Raw genomic sequence first — 19,101 nt, forward strand, 5'->3', positions numbered from 1 at the left:
AAATTACCGTAATATCCAAGGTGAAGAACGTCGGAAAGCCGTGTGAGGGAAAACCTCACGCACGGTTTGATGAGGAGAGGCTGGTAAACCCAGCCTTTCACTCTACAAATTGGATGATTTTAGAATATGGCGAGCAATAACTGGATTTCCTGTAGTTAATTTTCTCTGTTTAGCTCAAATGGAGCGTATTTGGGAAAATTAGCTACATGTTTTCCAGTTATTTTGATTTTGGAGGGGGAAATGGCCGAAATAACTGGAGTTTATACAGTTACTGGTCGTAACGGCAGCTGCGACGGCAACTGCGAACCCGAACCCGAACCCGAACCCCACCCCCGACCCGCAACAAAGGCCCTATCTCCACACGTGTGGAAATAGGGCCTTTATGCGTTCGATCGAATTATTTGACAGGCGTGGTTGGTGCGATGTCGTTCCGCAAGACAATGATTTCTACGCGGCGGTTCTTGCTGCGATTTGCATCGCTAGAGTTGGCTACTTGGGGCATGGTGTCTGCATACGCAGTGGCGATGAATTTATTATCATCCAAATTAGCCGTATCGCTGAAATAGCGTAGTACAGAAAGGGAACGGGCAAATGATAATCCCCAGTTATCCTTATAAGGGGAGCCTGGTGCAAGAGGCAAGTCGTCTGTATGTCCTTCGATGCTAACTTTGCTCTTCAAGGTTGGGAAGAGGGACGCTAGCTTTTGCAGAATCGGGAAGGAAGGTGCCTTCAGATCAGCTTTTCCTAAATCGAATAGGAATAGGTCATTGAGCGTAATCGCAACACCGCGTTCCGTATCACTAGCAGACACTTGCGCCTCTAAGTTCTGATCTTTAATATAGGCTTGCACTTGTTTCAGAAGATCCTGAAGTTCCTTCTCACGCTTTTCTTTCTCGCTGTCTTCCGTCTTCGTTTTGTCGTGCTCTTCCTTCTGATTATCCTGATTCTGTTGTGTTAAATCTTTATCCTTGCTGTCCGCATCCCCTTGCTTCGGGGTCATTGAGCCGCTGATGCCATGATTTTTATCTAAAATAGAGTCAGCTTTTTGGAATTGTAGGTTTAAGGCTTGCGCCAAAACGGTATACTTTTGAACATCTACTTTACTCATTGCATACATAATGATGAAAAATACGAGCAGCAGCGTAATTAAGTCCGCATACGTAATGAGCCATCTTTCATGATTAACATGTTCTTCTTGTTTCTTACGGCGTCTCGTCATTCCTGTCATCCTCCTCTACGGCTTTTTGCGACTTGTCATGGAGGAAGGAGTTCAGTTTTTTCTTAATCAATTGCGGGTTCTCACCAGCTTGTAAAGCAAGGATACCTTCTAGCATGAGTTCCATTTCATTGGCCATTTCTTTGCCACGAACCTTAATTTTGTTAGCGATGGGTAAATAAATTAAGTTGGCGCTCATAACACCATAGAGAGTAGCTGTGAACGCAACGGCGATAGCTGGACCAAGAGAAGATGGATCTTCTAGATTACCGAGAACGTGGATAAGTCCCATAACCGTACCGATAATCCCCATGGTTGGTGCATAGCCGCCTCCAGCTTCGAATACCTTCGACATATTGCTAACTTGATGTTCGATGGCGTCCATTTCGAGTTCAAGAATTTGTCTGGTAAGTTCGGGATCGGTGCCGTCTACGACCATAAGCAATCCGTCTTTGAGGAACGGGTTCTCGTGCTCCTGAGCACGTTGTTCTAGGGCAAGTACACCTTCTCGACGAGCGATAGACGCCATATCGACAAGTTCATTAATGGTTGCTGCAGGATCTCTTTTGACTTGCATGAAGGCAATGCTGAGAGCTTTAGGGATTTTGGCTAAAATAGAGCCCGGGAAACTTACGGCGACTGCACCGAAGGTTCCACCGAAAACGATGAGCATTGCACTAGGAATGATCAATGAATTGATATGACCGCCATCCCACATGTACCCGCCGATTAAACCTGCAAGTCCTAATAGTAATCCTAATACTGTTGTCAAATCCATGACTGTACCACTCCTAATTATCATAAAAAGAATAGGGTCCAAAAACGCAGGAAAACCGCCTTGCATAAGGCTCTAACAGATAAAGCAGTTTGCATCCATGATTCAAAAATAGTATAATGGAAAAACGAGAACAAACATTCTTATGTTGGATAGTTATAACAATCCTTCATATATGTACGTAAAACTTCCATAGACTTCTTTATCGGAATGTCTATTGGGAAAGTTTATAGGATAAAAGTTCGATTTATTTCGACAATGAGGGTGATAATGGAATGAATGAAATTGTCATGAGCTCTAAGAAATTTGAGCTTGTATCCGATTTTCTTCCGCAGGGAGACCAGCCTCAAGCAATTGAGGAGATCGTTCAGAGCATACAAGCCGGCAACAAGCATCAGACGCTGCTCGGTGCAACGGGAACAGGTAAAACGTTCACAGCAGCACAAGTAATAGCGAAACTAAACCGACCAACTTTGATTATTGCCCACAATAAAACTTTGGCTGCACAGTTGTGCAGTGAATTCAAAGAGTTTTTTCCTCATAATGCTGTTTCCTACTTCGTTAGTTACTATGACTACTACCAACCCGAAGCCTACATCGCCTCCTCCGACACTTACATCGAGAAAGATTCCAGCATCAATGAAGAAATCGATAAACTTCGTCACTCGGCGACAAGTTCTTTGTTCGAACGCCGCGACGTCATTGTTGTTGCCAGCGTGTCGTGTATTTACGGCTTGGGGTCACCGATCGAATACGGTAATTTACTGTTATCGTTACGAGTGGGTATGGAGAAGTCTCGGACGGAGATCTTGCATCGACTCGTGGATATTCAGTATCAGCGCAATGATCTGAACTTTGTTCGCGGCACGTTCCGTGTGCGTGGTGATGTTGTCGAGATTTTCCCAGCTTCGCACAGTGAGCATGCAGTACGTGTTGAGCTGTTTGGGGATGAGATTGAGCGGATTACGGAGATTAATGTGCTAACGGGTGAAATTATTGGGCAACGCGACCATATTGCGATTTTTCCGGCCTCTCACTTCGTAACAGGCGAGGATACCATGAAGCGCGCGCTCGTGAACATTGGTCAAGAGCTCGAGGAGCGTTTGGCTGAGTTGAGGGAACAAGGTAAGCTGCTAGAAGCACAGCGATTAGAGCAGCGTACGCGCTATGATATGGAAATGATGGAAGAGATGGGCTTCTGCTCAGGTATCGAGAATTACTCGGGGCCACTGACATTCCGTGAGCGAGGGGCAACGCCGTATACGTTGATGGATTATTTCCCAGACGACATGCTGTTCATGGTGGATGAGTCCCACGTGACGTTACCGCAAATTCGCGCAATGTTTAATGGAGACAAAGCACGGAAAGATGTATTGGTTGATCATGGTTTCCGCCTGCCTTCTGCACTTGATAACCGTCCGCTGCGTTTCGAGGAATTTGAAGACAAAATCAGTCAGATTTTATATATATCAGCAACGCCAGGGCCTTATGAGTTAGAACATTGCCCTACGATGATTCAACAAATTATTCGGCCAACAGGGTTGTTGGATCCGATTATTGAGGTTCGACCAACCAAAGGTCAAATTGATGATCTCATCGCCGAAATCCAAGATCGTGTTCGTAAAGACGAGCGCGTGCTTGTGACCACCTTAACGAAGAAGATGTCGGAGGATTTAACCGATTACTTCAAGGAAATTGGTATTAAAGTGCGTTACTTGCATTCCGATATTAAGACTTTTGAACGTATGCAGATCTTGCGGGACTTGCGCTTGGGAACATTCCATGTGCTAATTGGGATCAATCTTCTCAGGGAAGGTCTCGACTTGCCAGAAGTTTCACTGGTTGCTATTTTAGATGCGGATAAGGAAGGCTTCCTACGTTCGGAGCGTTCGTTGATTCAAACCATTGGCCGTGCTGCGCGGAACTCGGATGGCCGAGTCATCATGTACGGGGATAAAATCACGGATTCCATGGAGAAAGCGATCTCGGAGACCAATCGACGCCGCGCCCTACAGGAAGCTAACAATGAGAAATTAGGCATCACACCACAGACGATTGCCAAGAAAATTCGCGATGTGATCGAAGCAACCAAGGTTGCCGAGCAGAAATCCGACTATCTGGCAGATGTGAAGGGTGCGAAGATGTCGAAGAAAGATCGTGCATCTCTGATCGAGCGCTTAGAAGTCGAGATGAAAGAGGCGGCGAAGAACCTACAGTTCGAACGTGCAGCGCAACTGCGTGACGCGATTATGGAAATGAAAGCTGACGCCTAAATAAGAGGGTTTCGGCTTCACATAGGAGAGGAAGGTTATCTGTGTCTAGAGATCAGATCGTTATTAAAGGAGCTAGAGCTCACAATCTTAAAAATATTGATGTCACCATTCCACGTGACAAGTTCGTCGTACTCACGGGCTTGAGTGGATCGGGGAAATCATCGCTGGCCTTTGATACGATTTATGCAGAAGGACAGCGGAGATACGTAGAGTCACTGTCTGCCTATGCACGTCAGTTTCTTGGGAATATGGATAAACCAGATGTCGATTCCATTGATGGTTTGTCACCAGCTATATCCATTGACCAGAAGACCACGAGCCGTAATCCACGTTCCACGGTTGGAACGGTAACGGAGATATACGACTATTTAAGGCTATTGTTCGCTCGTATCGGACGGCCTCATTGTCCTACACATGGTATCGAGATTACTTCGCAAACCGTGGAACAAATGGTAGACAGGATTATGGAGTATCCGGAGCGCACGAAGATTCAGATTCTAGCACCGCTTATTTCGGGGCGCAAAGGTGAGCACACCAAGTTATTCGTGGATGTTCAGAAGCAAGGATTTGTTCGGGTTCGCGTCAACGGGGAGACCGTAGACCTTTCCGAGAAAATCGAGCTCGACAAAAATAAAAAACACACCATTGATGTGGTCGTTGACCGTATCGTGGTCAAAGATGATGTTCAGACACGTTTGGCAGATTCCTTGGAAACTGCACTTAAATTGGCGAATGGTCGTGTCATCGTTGATGTCATGGAGAAGGAAGAGCTTCTGTTCAGCCAGAACTTAGCATGCCCAGAGTGCGGATTCAGCGTTGAAGAGCTGGCGCCGAGAATGTTTTCTTTCAACAGTCCTTTCGGAGCTTGTCCAGATTGTGATGGCTTAGGCAGTCAAATGATCGTGGATCCAGATCTGCTTGTTCCCGATAGAAAGCTAACGATTGAAGAAGGCGCATTTGAAGCGTGGGCAGGAAGCACGTCCAATTATTATCCGCAGTTTCTTGCTGCTGTCTGTGAGCACTATGGGATTCCACGTAATGTCCCTGTGTCGGAGATTAGCGCCGAACAGTTGAAGGTAATTCTTTATGGAACGGGCGGCGAGAAGATCCGATTCCGCTATGAGAATGATATGGGAGCTTCCAAGGAAGCGTTAGTTCCCTTTGAGGGGATTATTCGGAACTTGGAACGCCGATTCAAAGATACTTTCTCTGAGGGCATTCGAGAGCATATTCAAACTTATATGAGCACCAAGCCGTGTCCGAAATGTAAAGGACAGCGTTTGAAGCCTGAAACATTGGCTGTAACGATCAATGGCAAGAATATTGCCCACGCCACTTCCCTTTCCATTGGAGATGCGGAGGAATGGTTTAAAGGCTTGCAATTGAATGAGCGTGAACTGACGATTTCCAATTTGATCCTGAAGGAAATTAGAGCTCGTTTAGGCTTCCTTGTCAACGTTGGTCTTGATTACTTGACCATGCATCGTGCCGCAGGCACGTTGTCGGGTGGAGAGGCACAACGGATTCGCTTAGCCACACAAATTGGCTCCAGCTTGATGGGCGTTCTATACATTCTTGATGAGCCAAGTATCGGACTGCATCAACGAGATAATACGCGATTGATCCAGACGCTTGAGCATATGCGTGATTTGGGAAATACGTTAATCGTGGTTGAGCATGATGAAGACACGATGATGGCAGCCGATTATATCATTGATATTGGTCCTGGGGCTGGTATCCATGGTGGGCAAGTAATTGCTCAAGGTACGCCAACAGAGTTGATGAAGGATGATAACTCCTTAACAGGTCAGTATTTGAGCGGCAAGCGGTTCATTCCGATTCCTGCGGTTCGACGTAAGCCGAACGGCAAATGGATTGAAGTGAAAGGTGCCAAAGAAAATAATTTGCGAAATGTGTCGGCAAAGGTTCCTTTGGGCGTTTTCACCTGTGTAACGGGTGTATCCGGATCAGGCAAGAGTACGTTAATCAACGAAATTTTGTTTAAGACGTTATCTCGTGATTTGAATGGTGCCAAAGTTCGACCTGGTGAACATAAAGAAATTGTCGGATTAGAGCATGTTGATAAAGTTATCGATATTGATCAGTCGCCAATTGGACGTACACCTCGTTCCAATCCCGCGACATACACGGGCGTATTTGATGATATCCGTGATGTATACGCGAATACGAACGAAGCGAAGGTGCGTGGCTATAAGAAGGGGCGTTTTAGCTTTAACGTGAAGGGCGGCCGTTGTGAAGCTTGTCGTGGGGATGGCATCATCAAGATCGAGATGCATTTCTTGCCAGATGTGTACGTACCTTGCGAGATTTGCAAGGGTAAACGCTACAACCGCGAGACGATGGAAGTGAAGTATAAGGGCAAGAGTATTTCGGAAGTGCTGGAGATGACGATTGAGGACGGTTGCGAGTTCTTCAAGAACTTGCCGCGGATTCATCGTAAGCTCACCACACTTCTAGATGTCGGCCTGGGCTACATGACACTCGGTCAGCCAGCAACTACGCTGTCAGGCGGCGAAGCCCAGCGTGTGAAGCTCGCTGCGGAGTTGTACCGCCGCAGTACAGGCAAGACGATCTATATTCTGGATGAGCCCACGACGGGGCTCCACATCCATGATATCGATCGTCTGCTGAAAGTTCTTCACCGCCTCGTGGAGAGCGGTGAGACCGTCCTAGTCATCGAGCATAACCTCGATGTCATCAAGACGGCGGACCACCTCATCGATCTAGGACCCGAGGGTGGCAGCCGTGGGGGCTTGATCGTGGCGGCAGGTACGCCAGAGGATGTTGTGAAAGTGGCCGGGTCGTATACCGGCCAATACCTGAAGCCGATCCTTGAACGGGATCGCGTGCGCTCGGAAGACTATGCGAAGCGTATGGAGGTCCTAGAAGGGTCCGTTAGTTAAAGCATACAAAAAGCTTGGAATTGGTAATTTATTTACCGATTTCAAGCTTTTTTATTGTGCAAGTGACCAAAATACTTAAAAGTTTGCTAAGACTTAATAGAATGATACAGGCTTCGACAATTTAACCCTCTATCAATCGGGATAGAAGTAGGCCTATAATAATAGTAAGTAACAGTGAACATCTCCCTCTCCCTAACCGTTAACTTGATAATTGAGAGATATAGCAGTTCTAATCTAATTCATGTTGTGGAGGCTAATAATGAAACCGACGTTAGAGCTTCAGGAAATTGTATCTGCTTTAGGAATTGATCCTTTCCGATTTCTAGCCTGGCAAGAAAAAGAGCTAACCTACACGAGGCTGACTGAACTTCCAGAAGATGAGGAACACCGAGATGTATTAGCTGTGTAAGAACCGGTGCTAAATTGCAATTGAACAGAGCCTGTACGGTTTCACTGTACGGGTATTTGTTGTTCTTGACGAGAGTAATAAATAGTCGTATGGATGGACATTTTATACAGTACAAGGGATATGAAAGAATTCTGCCTATGCAACCCCGTCAAATAGGCCTAATTCCAAACAAAAGGTGACAAACTTGTTACACATCGATGCAACTACTTGCATCTCGTGTCCAATCGAGCTAACATAGTATTAAAATAGCAGGACGTGTGCCTTGCACCGAGTTATGATAAGGAGGTTTCACCATGTTATTAGCAGAAGCAGCTGAAGCATCAACTAGCACGTATACAAGCTTTGATATCTATGTTTTGATCTTCACAGTGGTGATTGCAATTGCCGTTATCCGTCAATTGATCAACCCAAGAAGAAATCTGTTTGCACTCGGATTTGGAACTGTAGCTCTACTCGTATTTCTTTTCATGGATGTTATCATGATCAAAGGCTGGTAGTACATACAAGTAAACAAAAGCCCTCAGGACGGTAGATCGGATGATCTCGCGCCTGTGGGCTTTTTGTGTACCTTCTATTGAATTATACCCACCACATTTCACCAAGGGGTTCCTTGATGAGTACTTGTTGTAGGTTGGATACAGCTTTGGAGAAGCCTTCGTCAACGGACATCAAGCCGTCTTCGTGTTCGATACTAACGACATAGTCATAACCAACCAGACGCAATGCGGAGATGATATCTGCCCATACCTTCATATCGTGACCGAAGCCAACGGAGCGGAACTGCCAAGCACGGTCCAGCATGTTCGTGTAAGACTGCATATCCGTCACACCATGACGGTTCGTGTTGTTGTAGTCATGCGACGTATCCTTCGCGTGGAAGTGATGGATTGCGTTCGCGCGTCCAAGGATTTGGACTGCTTGAACAGGGTCAATTCCTTGCCACCACATGTGACTTGGATCTAGGTTGGCACCGATGGCTTCACCTGCAGCTTCACGAAGGCGAAGAAGCGTTGCTGGTGTATGTACGGAGAATCCGCCGTGCAGCTCTAATCCGATTTTGATATTGCGATCTGCTGCGAATTTACCAGTTTCTTTCCAGTAAGGGATGACTTTATTCGTCCACTGCCAGTCCAAGATCTCTTGGAAATCGTTCGGCCAAGGGGCTACTGGCCAGTTCGGATATTTGGCATCCTCATGGTCACCAGGGCAGCCAGAGAACGTATTAACGACGGGAACTTCAAGGCGTTCAGCCAATTCAATCGTTTGTATAATAGCATCGTGAAACTCTTTCGCGATGTGTTTTTGCGGGTGAAGAGGGTTACCGTGAGCGCTAAGTGCGCTAATTGTCAACCCGCGGGACTCTACCGCATGTTTAAAAGCTTTAAGTTTCCCTGCATCAGCAAGTAATTCTGCTGGGTTGCAATGCGCAGTACCTGGGTATCCACCAGTACCAATCTCAACAGCGTCCAAGCCTTTCGCAGCAATATAATCCAGCGCTTCCTCGAAAGGTTTTCCACCGAAAAGAACCATAAAAACGCCTAACTTCATTAGGGTTACACCTCCATATTTGTTAAAACAAATCAGTTCAAATTATACCACTATCATCCAGTAAAATGAAGCAAGCCTTTATAGATTCGAAGGACTGTATCATAATTCGAACTATAAATAATAACCGAGAACGTAACGAGTGTTTGCGTAACGAAACAGCGGAAGTAGAAGTATGCTTTGGATACCTTTTTCTTATTCACAGTCGTGAGCTTGAAAATGTTCTCGATGGCGATAATGATGCCGTGGTACAGCCCATAGAGGAAGTATAACCACGTAAAGCCATGCCATAAGCCCATCAGCACCATGATCAGGATGGATAGGCTGGCTGTGAGCGCAGTGGAGGGCGTTTTACGCGAGAAGAACATGAAGATGTGATCCCGGAAGAAATCGCCCAGCGTCGCATGCCAGTTCCGCCAAAACTGCGTCATGGATGGTGAGAAGAGCGGTTTTTTGAAGTTCTCAGGCATCGTGTACCCCATTAATCGGCCATAGCCAATCGCCATATCGGAATAGCCGGAGAAATCGAAGTAAATGAGCGCATAGAACCAGATTAATAGAAATAAAGATTCCCAAGTATGCAGCTCATGCTTCAACACACTGTCGAATACCCCAGTCATCCAGGTGACGACGACAATCTTTTTAAATAAACCTAGAATAATACGCTTCACACTGTCTTCAAAGAGCTTAGCGTCTACCGTGTAGGGCTTTTTACTATCGGCCATGAAATCCCGGAATTTCAGAATAGGCCCAGACGTGAAGGTCGGAATGAACAAGAGATAGTTCGCATAATCAATTGCCGGCACTTCGCCATCTTTTCCGAAGAAATAAGCGAAATAATACGAATCAATGACTTTCAGAACGTTGTAGATGAGTCCGAGATAAATGATGGCGTCGAACAACGGGGAGGTGAAAACCCCCATAACGAAAAAGCGAACACCGAGAAAGACACCTACGATATTCGCGGCGATGCCGAAAATAAAGGTCGCTTTCCGCCACAACGTCGTCCGGCACAGATACACAAACCCGAAATAATTAATTATCGTAAAAGCCGCATAGAAAACGACCAGTTTCTTACTAAATAACAGGAGGAAGCACAGACTGAATATGATCATCAAAATCCGCTTATTATCCGCCCACTTGCGGGTGAGCATCAGAACGGCAATCATGCCACTCATCGCGACCATCGCGTTCATGTGCATATAAAACATGGCTAAAGAACTCCTCTTCTCGCTTGCTAGATCAAGATCTTAGAACTTTTCGTAAATGAACAATCCCTTGCCTGTAAAATAAATGAAAACCAAGTAAAGCATCACGAGGTAGATGAGGATTTCGCCGGTTTTCCTAAGGAATTTAACCATGTGTCGACCTCCTTCGTAAATAGAGGTGCACCATCTTCACGGTTCAAGTGAACGAGGTCGTGGAAATAACGCGGGTCGTACGTGTGCATCAGATCAAGCGTTGGCACATTCGCAGCCTTAAGCTGCAGATTGACTGCTTCCTTCAGAGAGGCCACATAAGGCGGATCGGCGTAGCCTTTGTTCCACGGCATCCAGATCACACGCAGCGCGAGCTCATACTCGTCCGCATACTGGATCACCCACTGCAAGGCATCTAGATTGTCTTGAAAATCTTTCAAGGTCATACCACCGAACCGTTTGTCGTAGTCGTCCCATTTGAGCTTTAACGCAGCATCGTCCTTGCGACCTGGGTATAGTTCCTTATCGATCCAGCGAGGCTCATAAGCGAGACTCCCTTTGCTAAGATTACGAGCAAACTCCACACCAGAATCGCGGAAGTAATCACGGTACGTATACACATAAGGTTGGTACCAAGGTTTGAACCATTGATAAGTGGGATCTGTTTCGAGCGGGTCAAGCATCGTATGCACGTCGATCCCGATCACAAGCTCGTCCTGCACTTGATACAGGTTGTTCTTCAGGATGCCCTTCAAGTCGGTAAGCTTCCCGTAGGAAAGCCCCATCTCTATCAAAGGATGCGCGGACTTTTCTTCGATATAAGCACCCGTAACGGCCGAATTACCGAAGAAAACCGGACCCGTATGGGACCAGCTATGGTGGTAGAGCGTTTTGGTGAAGTCGTTTTTGTAAAAACGGCGTGAAGACGCCATCGGGTTCCACCAGGAAATGAGCAGGTCGGAGACGACGATGGCGAGCAATAGGCCGAGTGCAAAGCTATTTTTTTTGAGAAAAGCAGCGGTTGCTTTCAATAGAATCACTCATTATCTTCGTAGTGGTTAAAAGGAAAACCCAAGGACTCATTCGTAGGAGACGAGCGCCCTGGGAAATTGAATTAAGAATTACAAAGCCTTTTCTTGCCAAGCGTTGTATTGCTCACGGAATGTCGCAGGCCATTGCGCCTCATCTAGACCGTACTGTGCGAGGAATGCGAAAGCCCAGCGTTCGATACCGAAGCCTACACAGCCTGTGACGGCGTTGCGTTTGCCCATTTTGATATTAAACGCATTCCCGAACGTATTGCTATGGAAATTGACGGAAGAACATGCGATGGATTTCTTCACATGCGGAATGTTCAAGCGAAGCTCGTATTTCATCTCCTGGTTGCGTTGGAAAGACGCTTTCACTTGGAAATCATTCGTGAAGAACGGATCGTTCGCAATCTCCAGCAAGCTGTCTACTTCCCATTCAACGGCCAATTCTTTCAAATATTCGATAGATTTCAAGCGGTTTTCTTTGACAAAGTCAGGCTTGCCGACGAAAATAATTTCACGCATCGAGAAGTCGAGTAAACGACCGAAGTCGGAATGGTTCTTGGACTCGAAACGATGACATTTCGCAATCGCGGTCACGACAATGCCGTCGCCTTCCAAAGTCTCATTCTCAAGCCCTTCATAGCAGTGATAGCATGTGGAAGGGTTCATCATGAAGTTCGGTTTCACCATGTTATTATCGAGTGCCAAAGGCTTCTCTTGATCCCAGCCGCCTGCTTCGCGAATCGTTTGTGAGAACGCTTCAATGACATCGAGATCTTCACGCAGATGCGTTACGAAATGAATGTGCTCCGGGAACGAAGTGAAATGGTTCGTTTTGTTCAACGTATGGCTGTTGATGACCGCAGGATATTGTTCCTCTTGGACACCTTCGAAACGTCGCGCGATTTTGCTGACGAACGAGTAATCAAGGAAACGCATTAAGCTGGAGAAAGGCTCACGGAAAATGAAGAGGCCAGGCTCTAACACTTTAATCGCTTTGCGCTCAGCGAGCTCAGCAATAATATCGCCTTCATACGGCGTGTCCACTTTATTTTCGAATAAGATATTTTCTTTGAAGCCGAAATCGCCGTGGGAGAAACGCTCAATCAGACGCTCAACTCGTGAAGTAATCCCCTCATCGCCGTTTGGTGAGTTGTGCGTAATGATGATGTGGCCATCGATCAAAAGGATTTCTTGGATATGCTCATCAGCGAAAGCTGAGGCATATTTGACTTGCCCGTGCTGGCTTTCAGCTAGACCGGCTAGTGAAATTTTAACTGTATTCATGAGCTGATTACCTCGCTGTCTTCTTGGAAATAAATTCGGCAATTTCACTCACCGTGTTCATCGGATAGAGCATCAAATCTTGGTTCGTTACTTGTAGGTTGTACGTTTTCTCGATGTGAGCGATGAGTGCAGTCGCCCCAACGGAATCAATAAACCCATAATCGAACAAATGTACATCAACATCGAAATCATCATCGTCCTCGGCAATTTCGTAACGCTCGCGAATATGCTGCTCTAGCTCATCTAACAAATTAGACATGGGGAAAGCCTCCTGGTTCAAAAGAAAGTTATTGGTAATGCGGATAGGGTTACTGTGCATTCGCGACAGGGCCGGTAAAAGTAAGTGTGGTCACGTCCCCGTATCGGGTCAGTGTGTAAGTCATCGATGGTGCATCATAAACAACTTTCGTGCCATCAGTAGTACTGAACTTGAGTTCCGTAGGACTAAAGAGTTTAACTTGCTGCAAACCTGCGGATTCAAGCTGTAACTGATGCGTACTTCCTTCACTCGTAAGGGTAAAAGGAACATTCGAACGGACAACATGGAACTCTGGTGAAGATGGACCAACACGAATTTTAGCTTGTGTCGCTAATCCGAGGTATAACTTGTTTTCAATCGTCGTGTAGATGTTAGCATCACTTTGCAGAGAGTAAAGGGCTAGCCTATCGCCCTTCTCGATGATGACCCCTAAGGTGTTCGTATACTCCTCGGATAGACTAGATACAGCGGATGAATCAACCGACAGCGTAGCATGGAAATGCGGACTGCCGCCGCTTAGCTGATCTTTCAGTCTGTCCCAGAGGTAGGAACCCCAGGATTGGCTGATCTTCACATCGCTTTGCATAGCGGTTAAGAACGATTTGGCCATCTGTGTTTCGGACATAAAGTTATAATCATGCTTCGTGCGAAGCTTGTCAAAGTATTCGGCGAATTCTGTTAAGTTAGCAATTTTCTGAGGTTCAGGAAAATGGTATTCAATATGTTCGAAATAATCAATCGGCATATCTAGTTTGACCATGGATTCGAATACATCCGTGTTCGCATAATCGCCAGCAGGCCGAAGGACGGGGGTAGGCGCATGAATGAGCATCGTCGCATCGGTCTTTCCTTGTTGGTCCTGCAGAAGGAAGGGAAGCGACCAGATCGATTCCGGACGAGCGAGCACAGGTGACTCGGAAGGTAAGAATCCGAAGTTGTACCACATGCCTTGGGCTTTCTCGGTTAACAGGGTCTGATCGTGATCTTCATTGTTAATGCGCCAGGTGTGCTGGTTCGTTCCAGGATGTAACCATGGAATACCAAGCTTATCAAAGGCTTGTTGATGTAGGTTGAACTCAGCTCTCTCATCTTCCGCACTCTTAAAATTATGTACAAATGTATGCGGATTTAGTTGTAGATGCTGCTCTTTGGCATACGTAATAAATTCGTTTAATTCCGATTTATAAGGAAAATGCGGGTTATCGATCGATACAGGAGATCCGAATTCGATACCACCCACAATCAGATCGTCAGTGCCATCATGGTTGAGGTCCAGCCAAAGTGGGACGGAATAATGTCCAGCAACCAAAGCATGGTTGCCAACTTGATTCAAAGTTGTCCCTTCGAGGGGACCGGCATCTGCCCAAGCGCCACCGCTTTCTTGGGTGAACACTTGCAGATCCCCGTCGCTGCTGCCGACCACGAGATCTAGTCGGCCGTCTTGATTCATATCACGCACCGCTGGCGCGGCGTGCGTGGCCTTGTTCGGCAGCGTGATGATCGCGCTGCCTTGGTTCAGATCCAGGGCCGCTGCGCTGCGGCCCTGATACAGCCACACTCGTCCATCGGCTGCGCCTAGGACGAGGTCGAGCTTGCCATCGCCGTTCACGTCGGCGACGGCTGGCGCTGCAGGCCCTCCGGGCAGCTGCAGCGGGGTACCGCCCGCGAGCACGGCCGCGGGCTGCCCGAACCTGCCGCTAGCGAGCTGCGGCAGAAGCCACACCCCACCGGACTCGTCCGAGACGACGAGGTCCGTGCGGCCATCCCCGTTCACGTCGGCAGCGTGAACGGCACTGTAAGGGCCGAGCTGGAGCGGCGCGCCGCTCTCCAGCAGCAACTTCGCCGGCGCGCCGAACGTGTCGGGCAGCGCCATGCCCTTCGGCGGCGGCTCGCTGACGTATGCCGCCTCATCCTTGCCGAGATTCGTGTAGACATACACGAATCCATCCGCGCTGCCGACGACGAAGTCCATGCGGCCGTCGCCGTTCAAATCCGCCGCGGCAGGGTATGCGCGGTAGGGCAGTTCAATCGCGCTCGCCAGATCGCGATACGGCCCGTACGTGGCTTGCCGCAGTGGAATGCCGGCAGCCATCACATGCAAGCCGCTCGCGTAGCCGGAGCCGGGCAACTCCCCGACGAACGACGGCTTCGCGTTCGTTCCCGTGTTGAGCTGCACCGTCACGCTCTCGCGCCACTCCCCCCAGTAGAAGGCGCTGCGCACGAGTGTAAACGAGGGAACCTCGTTATATTCTTTGAGCTTCTCCGCCCAAGCGATGCCGTCCTTTTGCCCGATTGACGGCATTGCCTCGAAATGGTTCTGGAACGCCATCGCAGGCCGTCCATAAGGGCCCAAACTCTTTTTCACACTATAACCAAGTGTTTCTTTCGAGACATAAGCGAGCAGCTCACTGCGATACTGCATGTTAGCCGCCGCCCAAGCGAAGTTAAAATACGGCTCGATCGGCAACGCTTTTTTATTGAAATAAGTCGTTCCGGGCGTAGGCTTGCTTGCCGCTTGGTATTTCTCTGCAAGTTGGGCAAAGCCTAATTTCGGATCGAAGCCACTCTTCATATCGAAGCCGGTAGGGAAGTAACGATTCGGCAGGAAATTACTGCTGATCAGTACGGCACCTTCGCCGACGCGATTTTGCATGACCAGAGAGATAGGCTTATTCACATCGGATGGGTTAGCCATGCTTACAATCGTTTGACCCGTGGAAGGACTGAATCCATACCCCAGTTGAAAGCCGGGCATATCTTCCATCGTGTTATGTTTGAGATAACTGGTTGTAAATAATTGAAATGTTTGTTGGATGCCCTGTAAATTAACAGGCACTTGCGGGTAGCTGAGAGTCAGCGAATCGCCTGACAACAAAGGTGAGCCGAATTGGCTCAATTGCATCTTTTTCAAATCAACAAGTCCAGCAGCGCCAAGAAAATCTAGCGGAAACCGTTCCGCAAACTCATTTTCCAACAATAAATGTCCGCCTTGTTTCACGAATGCCATAAGCTTGTTTGATTGTTCAGTCCATATGGAAGACTGTGCTAGCCCTGGATCCAAATACAGTGCGTCATAGGAGCCTAGCTGGCGGACCGACATAGAGCTTAAGCTTTTTCTATCAATTTGAACACCAGCTTGTAAGGTTTGGTCAAAATTACTATAAGCAGCGGTATCGTAAGATTCCCCGTTCGTTGCGTATAGAAGCTTAGTTTCCTCGACTTTTGGCAAAAATAGAAGAATTAGCACGATGACTAAGAAGCCAAGAATTAACCCGATTAGTAGTGGGGTTACACGAATTTTCGACAAATTCAAAAGGATCCCTCGATTGCTAGAATGGTTAATATAGCTCACTATCCTTGCCATTATAGCATTCATTGGGTACGTTTGTTAACTTCTAAAGGCATGGAAACGGATTGGATTGTCGGATATTGGCTTTAGGCGTAGTTATTCCCCTGCCCTAGATTCCTACCTATTGTTTCTGTTACACTAAAGAGAAGAGTTTGAGGATCACCGAGGTTGATATTGAAAGGATTTGCTGCCATGCGTACGATACGCAGAGAAGATGTAGAATTATTGGCCCCTGCGGGGGATTGGGATTGTTTGCGAGCGGCGGTTGCCAATGGGGCGGATGCCGTGTTTTTTGGTGTGGAGAAATTTAATGCGAGAGCGAGAGCGCATAACTTTACGATGGCAGAATTGCCGGATATTATGTCGTTCCTTCATCTATATGGTGTTCAAGGTTTCTTGACGTTCAACATTCTCGTGTTCGAGGAAGAGTTGAATGATGCGAAGCAGCTGATTGATGCGTGTGTTGATGCTGGCGTGGATGCGGTGATTGTACAAGACTTGGGCTTGGTCAAAATGATTCGTGAAATCTCCCCGGATTTCCCGATTCATGGTTCAACGCAGATGACGATTACATCGCCAGAAGCGGTTGAGTTTACGAAGCCGTTCGACATCGAGCGCGTCGTGCTTGGTCGTGAGAATAACCTGAAACAAATTAAACAAATCGGTGATCAAGCGAAGCTTCCGATGGAAGTGTTTGTGCATGGCGCCCTTTGTGTGTCCTATTCGGGACAATGCTTAACCTCCGAAATGTGGGGAGGCCGTTCCGCGAACCGCGGAGAATGTGCGCAGGCTTGTCGTTTGCCGTATGATCTTATGGTCGATGGCGAGCATAAACCGATGGGAGACGTTACGTATCTCTTGTCGCCAAAGGATTTGGCGGCGATTGAAATCGTGCCTGAGCTGATTGAAGCGGGTGTTCGTTCTTTTAAAATTGAAGGGCGTCTCAAGACCCCTGAATATGTGGCCAATGTCGTGAGCAAGTATCGCAAAGCGATTGATCGTTATTTCGATGGGATGGACGCTCGTCCATCCAAAGAGGAAGTGCGTGAGCTTCAGCAAAGCTTCTCACGCGGATTTACCGTTGGGTTCCTGCAAGGAACCAACAACAAGCAGTTGGTTGACGGCACATTTCCGAAGAGCCGTGGGGTGTTCGTGGGCCGCATCAAGCAGATTCTGCGCGATGCCGTGATCTGTGAGTTGGAGGCGCCGCTGAAGCGCGGTGACGGGCTTGTCTTCGACGCGGGGGATCCGACGAAGAAGGAAGAAGGAGGGCGCATCTACGATTTGCGCCGCAAAGGTGAGAAACTCGAAGGCGAAGCCGAGGGTGGCTTGATCGAAATCGTCATGGGCCGCAACGATGTAGAGCTTGGCCGTTTGCACGTGGGCGATCGCATCTGGAAGACGAACGATCCTGCGCTGGACAAACGTCTGCGCCAGACGTTCGAGACGGATAAGCCTTACCGTACATTCCCGGTAAGCGTGAAAGTAACCGGCGTCCTTGGCGAGACGCTCAAGAGCTGGTGGACGGATGTACGCGGCGGTCACACCGTCTTCGTACAATCCGAGCTTCCGCTGGTTCAAGCGGAGAAAAGACCGATGGACGAACAGCTCTTCACGGAGCAGTTCGGTCGCCTTGGCGGCACGATTTATGAGCTTGCCGAGCTGGATGTCCAGCTGGACGGTGCATTGATCGTGCCGATGCGTGAGCTGAACAGCATGCGACGAGCGGCTGTTGAGCTGATGGAAGACGAGCGGCAGAAGCCGCGCGCGTACATCAAGCGCGAAGTCGGCGTGTACGACGACGTGCCGGCTGCTGTGACTGAGCATCACGCGGCTGTTACCGCCGTGAATGCACCTGTGCTTTCCCCCGCCGACCGCAGTGCGGTCGAGTTGACGGCACTATGCCGTAACCTAGATCAGGTGAAAGCTGTGCTGGCAACGACAGACGTCAACTTGATTTATGCTGATTTTGAATTTATTAAGCAGTTCCCTGCAGCCGTTGAAGCTGTTCATGCCGCTGGGCGTAAGATCGCTTTGGTGACACCGCGGATTCATATGCCAGGGGAAACGGGCTATTTTAACAATATACTCAAGCTGAAGCCAGATGCAGTTCTGATTCGTAATACCGGCGCAGCGTACTATTTCTTGAAGCATCGTTTGGAGAACCCCGATGCGCCGCAACCGCAGCTGATTGGTGACTTCTCCTTGAATATAGCCAACCACAAGGCGGCTGATTTGTTCTTGGCTGCTGGGCTTTCCAAGGTAACACCTTCCTATGACTTGAATATTCAGCAGATGGTTGATTTGCTTCGCCGTGCGGAAACTTCCAAGCTCGAAGTCGTTATTCATCAACATATGCCGATGTTCCATACGGAGCACTGTGTGTACTGTACCTTCCTCAGTGAGGGAACGGATTTCACGAACTGCGGTCGTCCTTGTGAAGAGAAGCGTGCCTCCTTGCAAGACCGTGTTGGGATGTCTCACCCTGTTCGCGTAGACGAGGGGTGCCGCAATACTGTTTACAATGCGGTAGATCAATCAGGTGCGGAGTACCTGAACCACTTCATGGATCTGGGCATCCGCTCGTTCCGTGTGGAGTTCTTGGAAGAGACACCGGAGAAAGTAACGGAAATTCTTGATTTGTATCGCCAAGCAATCGATGGCCAGATTAGTGGCACACAAGTATGGCGCTCGCTGAAGGCAACGAACCAACTTGGTGTAACCAAGGGTACTTTGGTGAAATAGGTAACTGAAGATATAGCATGGTGTGTAGACCGTCTCTCGACAATGATGTCGTGGGGCGGTTTTTCTTGTTGAATTTGTCCACACTT

General features: G+C 48.0%; 13 protein-coding genes. 5 read left to right on the forward strand and 8 right to left on the reverse strand.

Going from position 1 to position 19,101, the window contains the following annotated elements:
• Positions 1 to 397: 397 nt before the first annotated feature.
• A complete protein-coding gene (locus AC58PV_RS34350; protein WP_497437520.1) occupies positions 398 to 1,219 on the reverse strand; it encodes a flagellar motor protein MotB in 822 nt (273 codons plus the stop codon).
• A complete protein-coding gene (locus tag AC58PV_RS34355) occupies positions 1,203 to 1,994 on the reverse strand; it encodes a flagellar motor protein (protein WP_497437521.1) in 792 nt (263 codons plus the stop codon). Before AC58PV_RS34355 ends, AC58PV_RS34350 begins: the two co-directional genes overlap by 17 nt.
• A gap of 272 nt (positions 1,995 to 2,266) precedes the next feature.
• On the opposite strand from AC58PV_RS34355, the gene uvrB reads away from it, so the two are divergent.
• The 4 genes from uvrB (at position 2,267) to AC58PV_RS34375 (ending at position 8,094) form a co-directional block, all read left to right on the forward strand.
• Positions 2,267 to 4,264 (forward strand): excinuclease ABC subunit UvrB, encoded by a 1,998-nt coding sequence (uvrB, locus tag AC58PV_RS34360; RefSeq protein WP_497437523.1) that lies wholly within the window; start codon positions 2,267 to 2,269, stop codon positions 4,262 to 4,264.
• Between the two features lie 41 nt (positions 4,265 to 4,305).
• Positions 4,306 to 7,188: an excinuclease ABC subunit UvrA gene (gene uvrA, locus AC58PV_RS34365; protein WP_497437524.1), complete on the forward strand. Its 2,883-nt coding sequence runs from the start codon at positions 4,306 to 4,308 to the stop codon at positions 7,186 to 7,188.
• 259 nt (positions 7,189 to 7,447) lie between these two features.
• A complete protein-coding gene (locus AC58PV_RS34370; protein WP_157265097.1) occupies positions 7,448 to 7,597 on the forward strand; it encodes a hypothetical protein in 150 nt (49 codons plus the stop codon).
• A 293-nt stretch (positions 7,598 to 7,890) separates the two neighbouring features.
• Complete coding sequence (locus tag AC58PV_RS34375) at positions 7,891 to 8,094, forward strand: hypothetical protein (protein WP_497437526.1); 204 nt, start codon at positions 7,891 to 7,893, stop codon at positions 8,092 to 8,094.
• 82 nt (positions 8,095 to 8,176) lie between these two features.
• Here the strand turns inward: AC58PV_RS34375 and AC58PV_RS34380 are convergent, their stop codons facing one another.
• The 6 genes from AC58PV_RS34380 to AC58PV_RS34405 all read right to left on the reverse strand — a co-directional run bounded on the left by AC58PV_RS34380 (position 8,177) and on the right by AC58PV_RS34405 (position 16,234).
• Positions 8,177 to 9,145, reverse strand: coding sequence for a sugar phosphate isomerase/epimerase family protein (locus tag AC58PV_RS34380; protein ID WP_497288569.1), 969 nt, complete (start codon positions 9,143 to 9,145; stop codon positions 8,177 to 8,179).
• 53 nt (positions 9,146 to 9,198) lie between these two features.
• Positions 9,199 to 10,353: an MBOAT family O-acyltransferase gene (locus AC58PV_RS34385; RefSeq protein ID WP_497437527.1), complete on the reverse strand. Its 1,155-nt coding sequence runs from the start codon at positions 10,351 to 10,353 to the stop codon at positions 9,199 to 9,201.
• A gap of 101 nt (positions 10,354 to 10,454) precedes the next feature.
• Positions 10,455 to 11,372, reverse strand: coding sequence for a hypothetical protein (locus AC58PV_RS34390; RefSeq protein ID WP_497437528.1), 918 nt, complete (start codon positions 11,370 to 11,372; stop codon positions 10,455 to 10,457).
• 90 nt (positions 11,373 to 11,462) lie between these two features.
• A complete protein-coding gene (locus tag AC58PV_RS34395) occupies positions 11,463 to 12,662 on the reverse strand; it encodes a class-II aminoacyl-tRNA synthetase family protein (protein ID WP_497437530.1) in 1,200 nt (399 codons plus the stop codon).
• A gap of 7 nt (positions 12,663 to 12,669) precedes the next feature.
• Positions 12,670 to 12,921, reverse strand: coding sequence for an acyl carrier protein (locus AC58PV_RS34400; RefSeq protein WP_497437531.1), 252 nt, complete (start codon positions 12,919 to 12,921; stop codon positions 12,670 to 12,672).
• 49 nt (positions 12,922 to 12,970) lie between these two features.
• Entirely contained in the window at positions 12,971 to 16,234 is a 3,264-nt protein-coding gene (locus AC58PV_RS34405; protein WP_497437532.1) for an FG-GAP repeat domain-containing protein, read from the reverse strand.
• Between the two features lie 228 nt (positions 16,235 to 16,462).
• On the opposite strand from AC58PV_RS34405, the gene AC58PV_RS34410 reads away from it, so the two are divergent.
• Positions 16,463 to 19,015: a U32 family peptidase gene (locus tag AC58PV_RS34410; protein ID WP_497437549.1), complete on the forward strand. Its 2,553-nt coding sequence runs from the start codon at positions 16,463 to 16,465 to the stop codon at positions 19,013 to 19,015.
• The last annotated feature ends 86 nt before the right edge of the window (positions 19,016 to 19,101 follow it).

The sequence above is a fragment of the Paenibacillus sp. J22FR83 genome (genome assembly GCF_059691955.1).

Coding starts and splice junctions, on each gene's coding strand:
- uvrB (WP_497437523.1), top strand. CDS start 2,267: ATGAATGAAATTGTCATGAGCTCTAAGAAATTTGAGCTTGTATCCGAT.
- AC58PV_RS34385 (WP_497437527.1), bottom strand. CDS start 10,353: ATGTTTTATATGCACATGAACGCGATGGTCGCGATGAGTGGCATGATT.
- AC58PV_RS34355 (WP_497437521.1), bottom strand. CDS start 1,994: ATGGATTTGACAACAGTATTAGGATTACTATTAGGACTTGCAGGTTTA.
- AC58PV_RS34375 (WP_497437526.1), top strand. CDS start 7,891: ATGTTATTAGCAGAAGCAGCTGAAGCATCAACTAGCACGTATACAAGC.
- AC58PV_RS34370 (WP_157265097.1), top strand. CDS start 7,448: ATGAAACCGACGTTAGAGCTTCAGGAAATTGTATCTGCTTTAGGAATT.
- AC58PV_RS34400 (WP_497437531.1), bottom strand. CDS start 12,921: ATGTCTAATTTGTTAGATGAGCTAGAGCAGCATATTCGCGAGCGTTAC.
- AC58PV_RS34350 (WP_497437520.1), bottom strand. CDS start 1,219: ATGACGAGACGCCGTAAGAAACAAGAAGAACATGTTAATCATGAAAGA.
- AC58PV_RS34395 (WP_497437530.1), bottom strand. CDS start 12,662: ATGAATACAGTTAAAATTTCACTAGCCGGTCTAGCTGAAAGCCAGCAC.
- AC58PV_RS34380 (WP_497288569.1), bottom strand. CDS start 9,145: ATGAAGTTAGGCGTTTTTATGGTTCTTTTCGGTGGAAAACCTTTCGAG.
- AC58PV_RS34410 (WP_497437549.1), top strand. CDS start 16,463: ATGCGTACGATACGCAGAGAAGATGTAGAATTATTGGCCCCTGCGGGG.